Origin of the sequence: Kitasatospora sp. NPDC002551 (genome assembly GCF_040296005.1) — a bacterium.
GTDB lineage: Bacteria > Actinomycetota > Actinomycetes > Streptomycetales > Streptomycetaceae > Kitasatospora.
In genome coordinates this window covers 87,658-103,649 of the sequence record NZ_JBEOWI010000032.1, presented here as the reverse complement: position 1 = coordinate 103,649, position 15,992 = coordinate 87,658, and the positions used below count along the sequence as shown (strand labels likewise).

Annotated in this window: 1 protein-coding gene; it reads left to right on the top strand. The window is 78.3% G+C overall.

The window, feature by feature from the left end; translation table 11 throughout:
* Positions 1–15,982, top strand: a 15,982-nt coding sequence (locus ABT093_RS25270; RefSeq protein ID WP_502884314.1) for an SDR family NAD(P)-dependent oxidoreductase, incomplete at its 5' end; no start/stop codon positions are given.
* Positions 15,983–15,992: the final 10 nt, after the last annotated feature.

Below are 15,992 nucleotides of genomic sequence, written 5' to 3'. Positions count from 1 at the left end.
GGCGGGTGTGATCAAGATGGTGATGGCGATGCGGCACGGCGTGCTGCCGAAGTCACTGCACGTGGACGCGCCGTCGCCGCACGTGGACTGGTCGGCGGGCGCGGTCGAGCTGCTGGCGGAGGCGGTGGAGTGGCCGGAGACGGACCGGCCGCGCCGGGCCGGGGTGTCCTCGTTCGGGATCAGCGGCACCAACGCGCACGTGATCCTCGAACAGGCCCCGCAACAGGGCGACCAGGACACCCTCCCGGAGCGGGACGCGCCCGCCGCGTGGGTGGTCTCCGCGCGCACCGCGACCGGACTGCGGGCCCAGGCGGCCCGGCTGCGCGACTGGGCCGGCGAGCACCCGGAGGCCCGGATCGCCGAGGTGGCGGCCGTGCTGGCCTCGGGGCGCACCCCCATGGCACACCGGGCGGTGGTCCTCGGCGGGGACACCGCGGAACTGGCGGTGGGTCTGGCCGCGTTGGCGGCCGGCGAGGCCGAGCCCGCCGGCGTGGTGACCGGCACCGTGGCGCGCGGCGCGGCACGGACCGCGCTGGTCTTCACGGGTCAGGGTGTGCGGTGTGCGGGTGTGGGGCGGGTGTTGTACGACTCGTTCCCGGTGTTCGCTGCGGCGGTGGACGAGGTGTGTGGGGTGTTCGAGGGGGTGGTGCCGTTCTCGGTGCGGGGGGTGTTGCTGGGGGAGCCGGGGGAGGTGGTTGGGGATGGTACGGCTGTGGTGCAGCCGGTGCTGTTCGCGTTCGAGGTGGCGTTGTACCGGTTGTGGCGTTCGTGGGTTGCGGTGCCGGAGGTGGTGCTGGGGCATTCGCTGGGCGGGATCGTGGCGGCGTATGTGGCGGGGGTGTTCTCGTTGGAGGGTGCGGTTGCTCTGGTGGCGGCGCGGGCCCGGTTGATGGGTGAGCTGCCGTTGGGTGGGGCGATGTTGGCGGTGGGGGCGAGTGAGGCGCAGGTGGTGGCGTTGCTGGCCGAGGGTCGTGTGGGTGTGGTGGGGATCGCGGCGGTGAACGGTCCGGCGTCGGTGGTGGTCTCGGGTGAGGCCGGGGCGGTGGAGGCGGTTCGGGTGTTGTGCGGGGAGCGGGGGTGGCGCTCGTCGCGGCTGGCGGTGTCGCACGCGTTCCATTCGGTGCTGATGGAGCCGGTTCTGGGGCGGCTGCGGGAGGTGGTGGCGGGTATTGAGCTGAGGGAGCCGTTGATCCCGCTGGCGTCGGATGTGACGGGTCGTATCGCGACGGCGGCGGAGGTGTGTGACCCGGAGTACTGGGTGCGGCAGGTGTGTGAGCCGGTGCGTTTCGCGGACGCGGTGGCCTCGGCCCGGGGTGTGGGTGCCTCGGTGTTCGTCGAGCTGGGTCCGGAGGCGGCGCTGACGCCGATGGTGGCGGAGTGCACGGCCGGCACGGACACCGCCACCGTCCCCGCCCAGCACCGGGAGCGGGACCGGATCGAGACCCTGCGGACGGCGCTGGCCCGGCTGTTCGTCCGCGGCGGAGCGGTCGACTGGACGGCGGTGACGGGCGTCGACGCGGCCACCGCCCGCCGCCGCACCGGCGAGCTGCCGACGTACGCGTTCGAGCGGCAGCGCTTCTGGCTGGACGCCGGTACCGGCGCGGGCGATGCCGCGGGCCTGGGACAGGGCGCGGTGGACCACCCGCTGCTGGGCGCGGTGGTCGGCCTCGCGGACGGCGACGGCGTGCTGTTCACCGGGCGCCTCTCGCTCGACACCCACCCGTGGCTCGCCGACCACGCGGTGCTCGACACCGTGCTGGTGCCCGGGGCGGCCTTCCTCGAACTCGCGCTGCACGCCGGCACCCGGCTCGGCTGCGCACGCGTGGACGAACTGACGCTGGTGGCACCGCTGGCCGTGCCGAAGGCCGGGGGAGTGCAGGTGCAGGTCACCGTCGGCGCGCCCGACGCGTCCGGCCTGCGGCCGGTCACCGTGCACGCCCGCCCCGAGCGCGCCGAAGGACCCGCCGGGCCGGAGGACGCCTGGACGCTGCACGCCACCGGCGCTCTGACGCCCGGCCAGGACCCCGCGGACGCCGAGGGCACGCCGGAGCAGCGGGCGCTCGCCGTCTGGCCGCCGGCCGGCGCTGAGCCGGTCGAGGTGGACGAGCTGTACGCCGACGCGGCCGACGCCGGGGTGCGCTACGGCCCGGCCTTCCACGGGCTGCGGGCGGCCTGGCAGCGCGGCTCCGAGCTGTTCGCCGAGATCGTCCTCCCCGAGGAGGCGGCCGGCGGCCGGTTCGGACTGCACCCCGCCCTGATCGACGCCGCCCTGCATCCGCTCGGGCTGACCGCGACGGCGGCCGAGGCGGCGACCGGGGCGGCGGCCGAGGGGGCCGACGACCCAGGAGCCCGGGTGAGGCTGCCGTTCTCCTGGCGCGGCGTGCACCTGCACGCGGGCGGGGTCCGGGCGCTGCGGGTGCGCCTGCTGCCGCTGGACGCCGACACGATCGCCATCGCGGCGGTGGACCCGGACGGCCGGGCCGTCCTCTCCGTCGAGACCCTGACGGTGCGCGCGCTCTCCCGGGACCAGCTGCCGACGGCCGCGGCGCCCGCCACCGAGCACCTCTACGACCTGGAGTGGGTCCAGGCCCCGGCCGTCGAGCCGCCGACGGGCTGGGCGGTCCTGGGCGGCGGGAGCGACCCGGAGCCGGCCGCGTTCGCGGCACGCTTCGCCGCCCCCCGGTACCCGGACCTCGCCGCGCTGGCCGCGGCGGTCGACGCCGGCGCGCCGCTGCCCGCCGCGGTCCTGCTCGCCCCCCGGCCCGGCCCGGACCCGGCCGCGGGGCCGGAGGCCGTCGGGGCGGCCGTGCACGAGGCGCTCGCCGTCGCGCAGGCCTGGCTCGCGGACGAACGGTTCGCCGCCGCGCGCCTGGTGGTCACGACCCGCGGCGCGCTCGCCGCGGACGGCACCGAGGTACCGGACCCGGCCGCCGCCGCGGTGTGGGGCCTGATCCGGTCCGCGCGCTCGGAGCATCCCGACCGCTTCGCCCTGCTCGACCTGGAGACGGGTGCCGGGCGGCCGGACGGCACCGACCCCGCCGACGCCCGGCTCGACGCCCGACTCGCCGCGATCGCCGCGGCCGGCGCCCTGCCCGAGGCCGCGCTGCGCGGCACGGCCCTGCTGGTGCCCCGGCTGCGCCGGGCACCGGCCCTCCCGGTTGCCCCCACCCCGCCGGAGCTCGCCGACGGCGGCACCGTGCTGGTCACCGGCGGCACCGGAACCCTGGGCGCCCTGGTGGCCCGCCACCTCGTCGCGGCGCACGGCGTGCGGCACCTGCTGCTGGTGTCCCGGCGCGGCGCCGACGCCCCTGGGGCGCCGGAGCTGCGGGCCGAGCTCGCCGCAGCCGGTGCGCGGGCCACCTTCGCCGCCTGCGACGTCGCCGACCGCGCCGAGCTGGCGAGGGTCCTCGCGGCCGTCCCGGCCGAGCACCCGCTCACCGCGGTGGTCCACCTGGCGGCCGTGGTCGACGACGGCCTGCTCCCGGCACTGACCCCCGAGCGGGTGGCGCGCGTCCTGCGGCCCAAGGCCGAGGCGGCACTGCACCTGCACGAGCTGACGGCCGGTCCGGACCTGCGGGCGTTCGTGCTGTTCTCCTCGGCCGCCGGCCTCACCGGCAACCCGGGCCAGGCCGCCTACTCCGCCGCCAACCTGGTGCTCGACGCGCTCGCGCAGCGGCGCCGCTCCCTCGGCCTGCCCGCCGTCTCGCTGCAGTGGGGCCTGTGGGAGCAGGACAGCGCGCTCACCGCGGGCCTCGGCGCGACCGACCGGCAGCGGATGGCCCGCTCCGGGGTCGAGCCGCTGGACACCGGGCTCGGCCTCGCCCTGCTCGACGCGGCGCTGGCCCGCCCGGAGGCCGTCCTGGCCCCGGTCCGGCTCGACCCGGCCCGCCTCGACGGGGACGACCTGCCGCCCGTCCTGGCCGGCCTGGCCGCCCGCCGCTCCGGGACCGGGCACCCGGCCCCGGACACCGGCCGCGCGCTGGTCCGCCGGCTGGCCGCCGCCCCGGCGGCCGAGCAGGAACGGCAACTGGTCGACCTGGTGCGCGCCCACGCCGCCGCCGTCCTCGGCCACCCGGACGGCGGGGCGATCGACCCGGACCGCGCGTTCAGCGAACTGGGCCTCGACTCGCTCGCCGCGCTCGAACTGCGCAACCGGCTGAACGGCGCGGTCGGCCTGCGCCTGCCCGCCACCGTGCTCTTCGACCACCCGTCCGCGGGCGCCCTCGGCCGGCACCTGCGCGCCGAACTGCTCGACGCGCCGCGCCGCCCGCGCGCGGCCGCCGCGTCCCCGGTGAGTGAGGAGCCGATCGCGATCGTCGCCGCCGGCTGCCGCTACCCCGGCGGGGTGGCGAGCCCGGAGGACCTCTGGCGGCTGGTGCACGAGGGCACCGACGCCATCTCGGCCTTCCCCGACAACCGCGGCTGGGACGTCGAGAACCTGTTCCACCCCGACCCGGACCACCCCGGCACCTCGTACGTCCGCGAAGGCGGGTTCCTGTACGACGCCGACCGCTTCGACCCCGGGTTCTTCGGGATCAGCCCGCGCGAGGCGCTGGCCATGGACCCGCAGCAGCGCCTGCTGCTGGAGGCCTCCTGGGAGGCGATCGAGCGGGCGTCCATCGACCCGCGCTCGCTGCGCGGCAGCCGCACCGGCGTCTTCGCCGGCCTGATGTACGCCGACTACGCGTCCCGGCTGGCCGCCGTCCCCGAGGGCGTCGACGGCTACCTCGGCAACGGCAGCGCCGGCAGCATCGCCTCCGGCCGGGTGGCCTACGCCCTGGGCCTGGAGGGCCCGGCCGTGACGGTCGACACCGCCTGCTCCTCCTCGCTGGTCGCGCTGCACCTGGCCTGCCAGGCGCTGCGCCGGGGCGAGTGCGACCTCGCCCTGGCCGGCGGGGTGACGGTGATGTCGAGCCCGTCGACCTTCGTCGAGTTCTCCCGCCAGCGGGGCCTGGCCCCGGACGGGCGCTGCAAGTCCTTCGCGGCCGGCGCCGACGGCACGGCCTGGTCGGAGGGAGTGGGCCTGCTGCTGGTCGAACGGCTCTCCGACGCGCGGCGCAACGGCCACCCCGTCCTCGCGGTGGTCCGGGGCAGCGCGGTCAACCAGGACGGCGCGAGCAACGGCCTCTCCGCCCCCAACGGACTCGCCCAGGAACGGGTGATCCGCGACGCGCTCGCCCAGGCCGGGCTCACCCCGGCCGAGGTCGACGCGGTCGAGGCGCACGGCACCGGCACCGCCCTCGGCGACCCGATCGAGGCGCACGCGCTGCTCGCCACCTACGGTCAGGACCGGCCGGCCGAACGGCCACTGCGGCTCGGCTCGGTGAAGTCCAACCTCGGCCACACCCAGGCCGCCGCCGGCGTGGCCGGCGTGATCAAGATGATCATGGCGATGCGGCACGGCGAACTGCCCGCCACCGTGCACGTGGACGCGCCCACCCCGCACGTCGACTGGGCGTCCGGCGCCGTCTCGCTGCTCACCGAGCCGGCGCCCTGGCCGCGGGAGGGCCGGCCCCGCCGGGCCGGGGTGTCCTCCTTCGGCGTCAGCGGCACCAACGCGCACGTGATCCTGGAGCAGGGCGACCCGGCCGGGGAGGCCGCGGCGCCGCTGCCCGAGCCGGAGCCGGAGCCGTCCGCGCTGGTCTGGCCGCTGTCCGGCGCGACCCCGGCCGCCCTGCGCGACCAGGCCGCCCGGCTCCGCGCCCACCTGGCGGAGCATCCGGCCGTCCGGCCCGCCGACACCGCCCACGCGCTCGCCACCACCCGCGCCGCGCTCGACCACCGCGCCGCGCTCGTCGCCGAAGAACCGGCCGAACTCCTCGCCGCACTCGACGCGCTGAGCACCGGCGCGGCACACCCCGGGCTGGTCACCGGCGCCGCCGGGCAGCCCGGCCGGACGGTCTTCGTCTTCGGCGGGCAGGGCTCGCAGTGGGCCGGCATGGGCACCCGGCTGCTGGCCGAGTCCCCGGTGTTCGCCGAGCACATCCGCGCCTGCGACGCCGCCCTCGCCCCGCACACCGACTGGTCGCTGCTCGACGTGCTGCGCCGGCGCCCCGGCGCGGCCTCGCTGGAACGCGTGGACGTCGTCCAGCCCGCGCTGTTCGCCGTCATGGTGTCCGTCGCCGCGGTGTGGCGCTCGCTCGGCGTCGAACCGGCCGCCGTCGTCGGCCACTCGCAGGGCGAGATCGCCGCCGCCCAGGTGGCCGGCGCGCTCACCCTGGAGGAGGCCGCCCGGATCGTCGCGCTGCGCAGCCGGGCCCTGCGGGCCATCGCGGGCGGCGGCGGCATGATGTCGCTGGCCGCCGCGGCCGGACAGGCCGAGGAACTGCTCGCCGGCCTGCCCGGGCGGATCGGCATCGCGGCCGTCAACGGACCGGGCGCGGTGGTCGTCTCCGGCGACGCCGCCGCCCTGGACGAGCTGCACGAGCGGTGCGAGGCCCAGGGCCTGCGGACCCGCCGGCTGCCGGTCGACTACGCCGCGCACTCCGCCGCCGTCGAGCGCGTCCGCGACGAACTCCTCGCCGGCATCGGCGACATCGCACCACGGCCGACCCCGGCGGTGGCGTTCTACTCGACCGTCACCGGCGAGCCGCTCGACGGCGCCGCACTGGACGCCGGGTACTGGTACCGCAACCTGCGCGAGACCGTCGCCTTCGAGCGGGCCACCCGCGCGCTGCTGCGCGACGGCTGCACCACGCTGGTCGAGACCAGCCCGCACCCGGTGATGGCCCCGGCCGTCGAGCAGACCGCCCAGGAGGCCGGGACGGACGCCCTGGTCGTCGGCTCGCTCCAGCGCGACGCGGACACCCTGGCGCGCCTGCTGACCGCGGCGGCCGGCCTGTCCGTGCGCGGTGTGCCCGTCGACTGGGCGGCGCTGCACGCGCACCGCACGCCGCCGCGCACCGAACTGCCCACCTACGCCTTCCAGCGCGAGCGCTACTGGCTGGAGCCCGCCCCGGCCGCCGCCGACGCCGAGGGGCTCGGGCTGCGCTCCGCCGACCACCCGCTGCTCGGCGCCGCTCTCGCCCAGGCCGGGGACGACCGGCACCTGCTCACCGGCCGGATCTCGCTGCCCACCCATCCCTGGCTCGCCGACCACGCCGTGCTCGGCACGGTGCTGCTCCCCGGCACCGCGATCGTCGAACTCGCCCTCCAGGCCGGGCAGTCGGCCGACTGCACGGTGATCGAGGAGCTCACCCTGGAGGCGCCGCTGACCCTGCGCGAGCGCGCGGCCGTCCAGCTCCAGGTCCAGCTCGACACCCCGGACGAGGACGGGCGCCGCGCGCTCACCGTGCACGCGCGCCCCGACACCGCCGAGCCGGGCCCGTGGACCCGGCACGCCGCCGGCGTCCTCGCGCCCGCCCGGCCCGGTGAGGAGCCCGCCGCCGACGACGCGGCCTGGCCGCCGCCCGGCGCCGAACCGCTGGACACCGACGGCCTCTACGAGCGGCTGGCCGCCGCCGGCTACCAGTACGGCCCGCTGTTCCGCGCCGTGCGCGCCGCCTGGCGGCACGGCGGCGACCTGCTGGCCGAGGTCGCCCTGCCCGGGGACGACCACGACGCCGGACGGTTCGCGCTGCACCCCGCGCTGCTCGACGCCGCCCTGCACACCGCCGGGGCGCTCGACGGCGCGGACGGTGAGGGCCGGGGCATCGGCCTCCCGTTCGCCTGGACGGGCGTGCGCCTGTACGCGGTCGGTGCCCGCACCCTGCGCGTACGGCTCGGCCGCACCGGCCCGGACGCCGTCACCCTCGCCCTGACCGACCCGGCCGGCGCCCCCGTCGCCACCGTCGACACGCTGCTCTCCCGGCCGCTCGCCGCGGGCGGCCTCGCCCCCGTCCCGACCGGCGCCGAGCTGGACCTCCACCCCGTCGCCTGGCCGCCGCTGACGCTGCCGCAGCCCGCCCCGCTCGGCAACTGGGTGCTGGCCGGGCCCGACGAGCTCGGGGCCGAGGCGGCTTTGCGCGCGGCCGGCGCCACCGTCAGCGCCCTGGCCGACCCGGCCGCGCCCGACCCCGGAGCCCCGCTGCCCGACGCCGTCGCGCTCACCTGCGCCACCGACGGCGGCCCGCGCGCCGTCCACACCGCCACCCGGCGGGTGCTGGCGTTCCTGCAGTCCTGGCTCGCCGCCGAACGGTTCGCCGCCACCCCGCTGGTGGTGCTCACCCGCGGCGCCGTTCCCGGCCCGTACGGGGAGGCGGTCGACGACCTCGGCGCGGCCGCGGTCTGGGGCCTGGTGCGCTCCGCGCAGACCGAGCACCCCGGCCGGATCGTGCTGGTCGACCTCGACCGGCACCCCGACTCGCACGCCGCCCTCGGCGCGGCCCTGGCCTGCGGCGAGCCCCAGCTCGCCCTGCGCTCCGGCACCGCGGCCGCGCCCCGGCTCGCCCGGAGCCGCCCGGCGGAGCGCCTGGCGGTGCCCGCCGGCACCGACGCCTGGCGCCTCGACCTGACCGGCACCGGGACCATCGACGGCCTGGCCCTGCTGCCCCACGAGGACGGCGTCCGCCCGCTCGCCCCCGGCGAGGTCCGGGTCGCGCTGCGCGCCGCGGGCCTCAACTTCCGCGACGTCGTGGTCGCCCTCGGCATGGTGACCGACACCCGCCCGCCCGGCGGCGAGGGCGCCGGCGTGGTGGTCGAGGTCGGCGCCGAGGTCCACGACCTCGCTCCCGGCGACCGCGTCATGGGTCTGTTCTCCGGCGGCACCGGCCCGCTCGCGGTCACCGACCGCCGCCTGCTCGCCCCCGTCCCGGCCGGCTGGACGTACCCGCAGGCGGCGAGCGTGCCGGTGGTCTACCTCACGGCCTACTACGGCCTGGTCGACCTCGGCCGGGTCCGGCCGGGCGAGTCGCTGCTGCTGCACGCCGCGAGCGGCGGCGTCGGCATGGCGGCGCTGCAACTCGCCCGCCACTGGGGCCTGGAGGTCCACGGCACCGCCTCGCCCGCCAAGTGGCCGGTGCTGCGCGCCCTCGGGCTGGACGACGAGCACCTCGCCTCCTCCCGCGACCTCGGCTTCGAGGAGCGGTTCCGCACCGCCCGCGACGGGCGGGGCTTCGACCTCGTGCTCAACTCGCTCGCCCAGGACTACGTCGACGCCTCGCTGCGCCTGCTCGGCCCCGGCGGCCGGTTCCTGGAGATGGGCAAGACCGACATCCGCGACCGCGACGCGGTGACCGCCGCCCACCCCGGCACCGACTACCGGGCGTTCGACCTGATGGACGCGGGCGCCGACCGCATCCAGCAGATCCTGACCGAACTCGGCGCCCTGTTCGCCGACGGCACGCTCGCCCCGCTGCCCGTCACCACCTGGGACGTCCGCGACGCCGTCGCCGCCTTCCGCCACCTGAGCCAGGCCCGGCACACCGGCAAGATCGTGCTGACCCTGCCGCCCACCGTCACCGGCGCCGCCGCCGACCCCGACGGCACCGTCCTGATCACCGGCGGCACCGGCACCCTCGGCGCCCTGCTCGCCCGCCACCTCGTCACCGAACACGGCGCCCGGCACCTGCTGCTCACCAGCCGCCGGGGCCCGGAGGCCGAGGGCGCGGCCGAACTCGCCGCCGAGCTCACCGCCCTCGGCGCCGAGGTGCGGATCGAGGCCTGCGACGCCGCCGACCGGGAGGCGCTGGCCGCCCTGCTCGCCGGCGTCGACCCCGGGCACCCGCTCACCGCCGTGGTGCACGCGGCCGGCGCCATCGACGACGCCGCCGTGCACGCGCTCACCCCCGAGCAGCTCGACCGGGTGCTGCGCCCCAAGACCGACGCCGCCCGGAACCTGCACGAGCTGACGGTCGGCCGGGACCTCGCCGAGTTCGTGCTCTTCTCCTCGATGGCGGGCACCTTCGGCGGCGCCGGACAGGCCAACTACGCGGCCGCCAACGCCTACCTGGACGCGCTCGCCCAGCACCGGCGCTCCCGGGGCCTGGCCGCCACCTCGCTGGCCTGGGGGCTGTGGGCCCAGGCCAGCGGGATGACCGGCCACCTGGAGCGGGCCGACCTCGACCGCATCGCCCGCACCGGCGTCGCCGCCCTGGAGACCGGCCACGCGCTCGCGCTGTACGACGCCGCGCGCGCCGCCGACCACCCGGCCGCGGTGCTCGCCCACCTGGACCTCGCCGCGCTGCGCGGGGCCGACGGCGTCCCCGCCCTGCTGCGCGACCTGGTCCGGGCCCGGCCCCGGCGGGCCGCCGCCGGACCCGACCCGGACACGGCCGCGTTCGCGCAGCGCCTCGCCCGGCTGCCCGGGGACCGGCGCCGGCAGACCCTCACCACCCTGGTCCGCCAGGAGACCGCGGCCGTCCTCGGCCACGCCGGCGCCGAGACGATCGAGCGCGGACGCCCGTTCAAGGCGCTCGGCTTCGACTCCCTCACCGCCGTCGAACTGCGCAACCGGCTCTCCGCCGCGACCGGGCTGCGGCTGCCCGTCACCCTGGTCTTCGACCACCCGACCCCCGAGGCGCTCGCCGAGCACATCGGCGCCGAACTCCTCGGCGCCCCCGACCACTCCGCGCCCGCCCTGCCCGCGCCGCGCACCCCCGACACCGCCGACGACCCGGTGGTCATCGTCGGCCTGGGCTGCCGCTACCCGGGCGGCGTCTCCGACGAGCACGACCTGTGGCGGATGCTCGCCGAGGGCGCCGACGCCATCACGCCGTTCCCGCGCGACCGCGGCTGGAACCTCGACACCCTCTTCGACCCCGACCCCGACCGCCCCGGCAAGTCCTACGTGCACGAGGGCGGCTTCATCGACGACGCCGTCGCCTTCGACGCCGAGTTCTTCGGCATCTCGCCGCGCGAGGCCGCCGCGATGGACCCCCAGCAGCGCGTCCTGCTGGAGACCGCGTGGGAGACCTTCGAGCACGCCGGCATCGACCCCACCTCGCTGCGCGGCTCCGCCACCGGCGTGTTCGTCGGCGCGATGGCGCAGGACTACCACACCGCCTCGGGCGCCGTCGCCGAGGGCCAGGAGGGCTACCTGCTCACCGGCACCGCCACCAGCGTCATCAGCGGCCGGGTCTCCTACGTGCTCGGCCTCGAAGGCCCGGCCGTCACCGTCGACACCGCCTGCTCCTCCTCGCTGGTCGCCCTGCACCTCGCGGCCGCCGCGCTGCGCTCCGGCGAGTGCGACCTCGCCCTCGCCGGCGGCGTCGCGGTGCTCACCTCGCCGCACGCCTTCGTCGAGTTCAGCCGTCAGCGCGGACTGGCGCCGGACGGCCGCTGCAAGCCCTTCGCGGCGGCGGCCGACGGCACCGGCTGGGGCGAGGGCGCCGGCCTCGTGCTCGTCGAGCGGCTCTCCGACGCCCGGCGCTGCGGGCACCGCGTCCTCGCCGTCGTGCGCGGCTCCGCGACCAACCAGGACGGCGCCTCCAACGGGCTCACCGCGCCCAACGGGCCGTCCCAGCAGCGGGTCATCCGCCAGGCGCTCGGCAACGCCGGGCTCACCCCGGCCGACGTCGACGCGGTCGAGGCGCACGGCACCGGCACCCGGCTCGGCGACCCGATCGAGGCGCAGGCCCTGCTCGCCGTGTACGGCCGCGAGCACACCGCCGACCGGCCGCTGTGGCTCGGCTCGATCAAGTCCAACATCGGCCACACCCAGTCCGCCGCCGGCATCGCGGGCGTGCTCAAGATGGTGCTCGCCCTGCGCCACGGCGAACTGCCGCGCACCCTGCACGCCGACGAGCCGACCCCGCACGTCGACTGGGCCTCCGGCCACGTCGCGCTGGCCACCGAGCACCGGGCCTGGCCGCAGACCGGCCGCCCGCGCCGCGCCGCCGTCTCCTCCTTCGGCGTCAGCGGCACCAACGCGCACATCATCCTGGAACAGGCCCCCGCCGAGGAGCCGGAGCCCGACCGGGCCGCGCACCCCGCCCCGCAGGCGCCGGGCGTGGCCGGCGTGGTGCCGTGGCCGCTGTCCGCCCGCACCGGCGAGGCGCTGCGTGCCCAGGCCGCCCGGCTGCGGGACTGGTACCTGCGCCACCCGGAGGCCGAACCCGCCGACGTCGCCTGGTCGTTGGCCACCGGCCGGGCAGCCTTCGACCACCGGGCGGTGGCCCGCGGTCGCGACACCGCCGAACTTCTCGCCTCGCTGGGCGAGTTGGCCGACGGAGCGGTGGAGGCCCCGGGCGTCCTGGTCGCCGGTCCCGGACCGGTCTTCGTGTTCCCCGGCCAGGGCTCCCAGTGGCTCGGCATGGCGGCCGAACTCCTGGACGTCAGCCCGGTGTTCGCGCAGGCGGTGGCCGAGTGCGCGGAGGCCGTCGACCCGCTGGTCACCGGCTGGTCGCTGCTCGACGTGCTGCGCGGCACCGACGAGCACACCGAACGGACGCTCGCCCGGGTCGAGGTGCTGCACCCCGTCCTGTTCGCCGTGATGGTCGGCCTCGCCCGCTGGTGGGAATCCTGCGGGGTGCGCCCGGCCGCCGTGATCGGCCACTCCCAGGGCGAGGCCGCCGCCGCGTACGTGGCCGGCCGGCTCTCCCTGGCGGACGCCGCCCGGGTCGCGGTGATGCGGGTGCGGGCCGTGCAGACGGTCGACGCCTGCCGCGGCGGCCTGCTCGCGGTGGCCCTGACCCCGGCACTGGCCCGCGCCGAGATCGACGCGGCCGGCGCCGCCGGCCTGGTGTCGCTCGGCGCCGTGAACAGCCCGACGGGCGTGGTGCTCTCCGGCGACACGGACGCCCTGGCCGCGATCGCGGCCCGCTGCGAGGCGGCCGGCACCCGCGCCCGCTGGGTGCCCGCCGCCTACGCCTCGCACTCCGCGCAGATGGACCCCGCCCGCGAGGAGATCACCCGCCTGCTCGCGGACCTGCGCCCGCTGCCGGGCCGCGTCCCGATGTACTCCACCGTCACCGGCGCGCTGCTGGACGACACGACCCCGCTGGACGCCGCCTACTGGTTCGAGAACATGCGCCGCACCGTCCTGTTCGAGAGCGCGATCGGCGCCGCCGCCGCGGACGGCCACGACGCCTTCGTCGAATGCAGCCCGCACCCCGGCCTGCTGGTGCCGGTCGGGGACACCCTCGACGGGCTCGGCGTCCCCGCGGCGGTGCTCGGCACCCTGCGCCGGGGCGACGGCGGCGCCGACCGGCTGGTCACCGCGCTGTCCGACGCCCACGCCCGCGGTCTGGACGTCGACTGGCCGGGGCTGCTCGCCCATGACGGCGTGACGCGGGTCGACCTGCCCGGCTACCCCTTCCGGCGCCGCCGCCACTGGATCGAGCCCACCGCCGCCACCGGCTCCGCCGGAGCCGGCTGGGGGCAGTCCGCCGTCGAGCACCCCGTGCTCGGCGCCGGCGTCGACCTCGCCGACGGCTCCGGGACGGTCTTCACCGGGCGGCTCTCCACCGCCGCGCACCCCTGGCTGGCCGACCACCTCGCGCTCGGCTCCGCCGCCGTGCCCGGCAGCCTGCTCGTCGACCTCGCGCTGCGGGCCGGCAACGAGAGCGGCTGCCCGGTGCTGGAGGAGCTCACCGTCCACACCCCGCTGGTGCTGCCCGCGACGGCCGGGGTCCGGGTCCAGGTCGCCCTGGAGGTGCCGGACGGCACCGGCGTACGCGGCGTGAGCGTGCACTCGCGGCCCGAGGACGCGCCCGCCGACGCCCCCTGGACCCGGCACGCCACCGGCACGGTTGCCCCCGGCGGCCACCGCCCGCCCGCCCGCCCCGAGCCCTGGCCGCCGGTCGGCGCGACCCCGCTGCCCGTCGCGGACGCCTACGAGCGGCTCGCCCGCACCGGCCTGCGGCTCGGCCCGGCCTTCGCCGGGATGCGGGCCGCCTGGCGCCGCGGCGAGGACCTCTTCGCCGAGACCGCCCACACCGGCGGCGAGGCGCAGACCGCCCGCCACGACCTGCACCCGGCGCTGCTGGAGGCGGCCCTGCTCGGCCTCGCCCCCGGCGAGCCCGACGCCGACGGCGGGGTGCGCCTGCCGTCCGCCTGGCACGGCGTCACCGCCGTGCCCGGGACGCGGCCGGCCGTCCGGCTCACGCTGCGCGCCACCGGCCCGGACACCCTGGCCGTGCACCTCGCCGACGAGCAGGGGCGGTCCGTCGCGGCGATCGAGTCCGTCCGGCTGCGCTCCTGGTCGGCCGCCGACCTGCGCGCGGCCGGCCGGGAACGCCCCGCGCTCGCCCGGCTGGAGTGGGCGGCGCCGGAGCAGCCGCTCGCCGGGGCGCCCGGCGGCGCCTGGGCCCTGCTCGGCGCCGACGGCCCGCTCGCCCGCGAACTCGCGGCCGGCGCCCACCCCGACTGGGCGGCCCTGGGCGCCGCGGTGGCGGCCGGACTGCCGGTTCCGGCGCGGATCGCCCTGCTGCCGGACACCCCGGCGGACGGGCAGGCGCTGCCGCGGGCCGTCCGCGAGCGGATCCGCACCGTGCTCGCGGTACTGCGCGAGCACGAGACGGACCGGCGCTTCGAGGGCACCCGCCTGGTCCTGGTCACCCGGGGCGCGGTGCTCGCCGAACCCGGCGACCGGGTGGCCGACCCGGCCGCCGCCGCCCTGTGGGGGCTGCTGCGCTCGACCGGCCGGGAGCGGATCGTCCTCGCCGACCTGGACGGGCACGAGGCCTCCCCCCAGGCCCTGGCGGCAGCCGTGGACGCGGGCCTGACCGAGTTCGCCGTCCGGGCCGGGCAGGTCCTCGTGCCGGTGCTCGGCCGTGCGCCCGCCGTCGGCGAGCGGCAGCCGGCCCTCCCGGCGGACGGCACCGTCCTGGTGACCGGCGCCGCCGGCCGCCTCGGCGCCGCCACCGCCCGCCACCTGGTGGCCGTCCACGGCGTGCGCCGGCTGCTGCTCACCGGCCCCGGCGCCACGGCACCGCGGACGGCCGCGCTGGCCGAGGAGCTGACCGGGCTCGGCGCCGCCGTCGAACTCGCCGACTGCGACGCGGCGGACCGGGACGCCCTGGCCGCGCTGCTGGCCGCCGTGCCGGCCGAGCACCCGCTGCGCGCCGTGGTGCACGCGGCCGAAGCCCCGCGCACCGACGGCGGAGACGGCGACGACGGCTCGGACGTCGGGGCCGGACTGCGCCCGGTCGTCGACGGAGCCTGGCACCTGCACGAACTGACCCGGGGCCTGGATCTCGCCGCCTTCGTCCTGCACGGCTCCTGGGCCGGTCAGGCCGGCGATCCGGACCGGGCCGGTCAGGCCGCCGGAGCGGCCTTCCTCGACGCCCTGGCCCAGCACCGGCGCGCCCAGGGGCTGCCCGGCCTCGCGCTCGCCTGGGGGCCGTGGGCGGCCCCGGACGCCGAAGCCGACGCCGAGGGGGAGACCCGCCCGGACGGCCTGGTGGCCCTCGGCGAACGCGAGGCCCTGGCGCTGCTCGACGAGGCGCTCGGCCGCCCGGAGGCCGCGCTCACCCCGCTCGCCGTCGACACCGCCGCCGTGCGGCGCGGGGACCCGGGCGTGGCACCCCTGCTCACCGGGCTGGTGACGGACCGCCGGCGCGGCCCGTCGGCAGGACCGGCCGAGACCGGCCCCGCCGTCGCCGCCCGCCTGCTCGACCTGCCCGAGGACGAGCAGGAGCAGGCCTTCGTCGACCTGGTACGGACCGGCGCCGCCGCCGTGCTCGGCCACGCCGACCCCGAGGAGATCGACCCCGGGACGGCCTTCAAGGACCTCGGCTTCGACTCGCTCACCGCGCTCGCGGTGCGCAACCGGCTGCGCGCCGCGACCGGCCTGGCCCTGCCGGCCACGCTGGTCTTCAGCCACCCGAACCCGGCCGCCCTCGGCCGCCACCTGCGGACCCTGCTGCGCCGCGAGCACACCGTCTCCTGGGAGTCCGTGCTCGGCGAGATCGACCGGGTCGAGGCGATGCTCGCCCTGCTCGACGGACAGGACCGGGCGAAGGCGGCGCAGCGCCTGCGGGAGCTCGCCGGGGACGGGCCGCAGGACCCGGCGGAGCCGCAGGCCCCCGTCGTGCACGAGGCATTCGGTTCGGCCACCGACGAGGAGATGTTCGACTTCATCGACCGCGGTACCGATCGCTGACCACCCATCA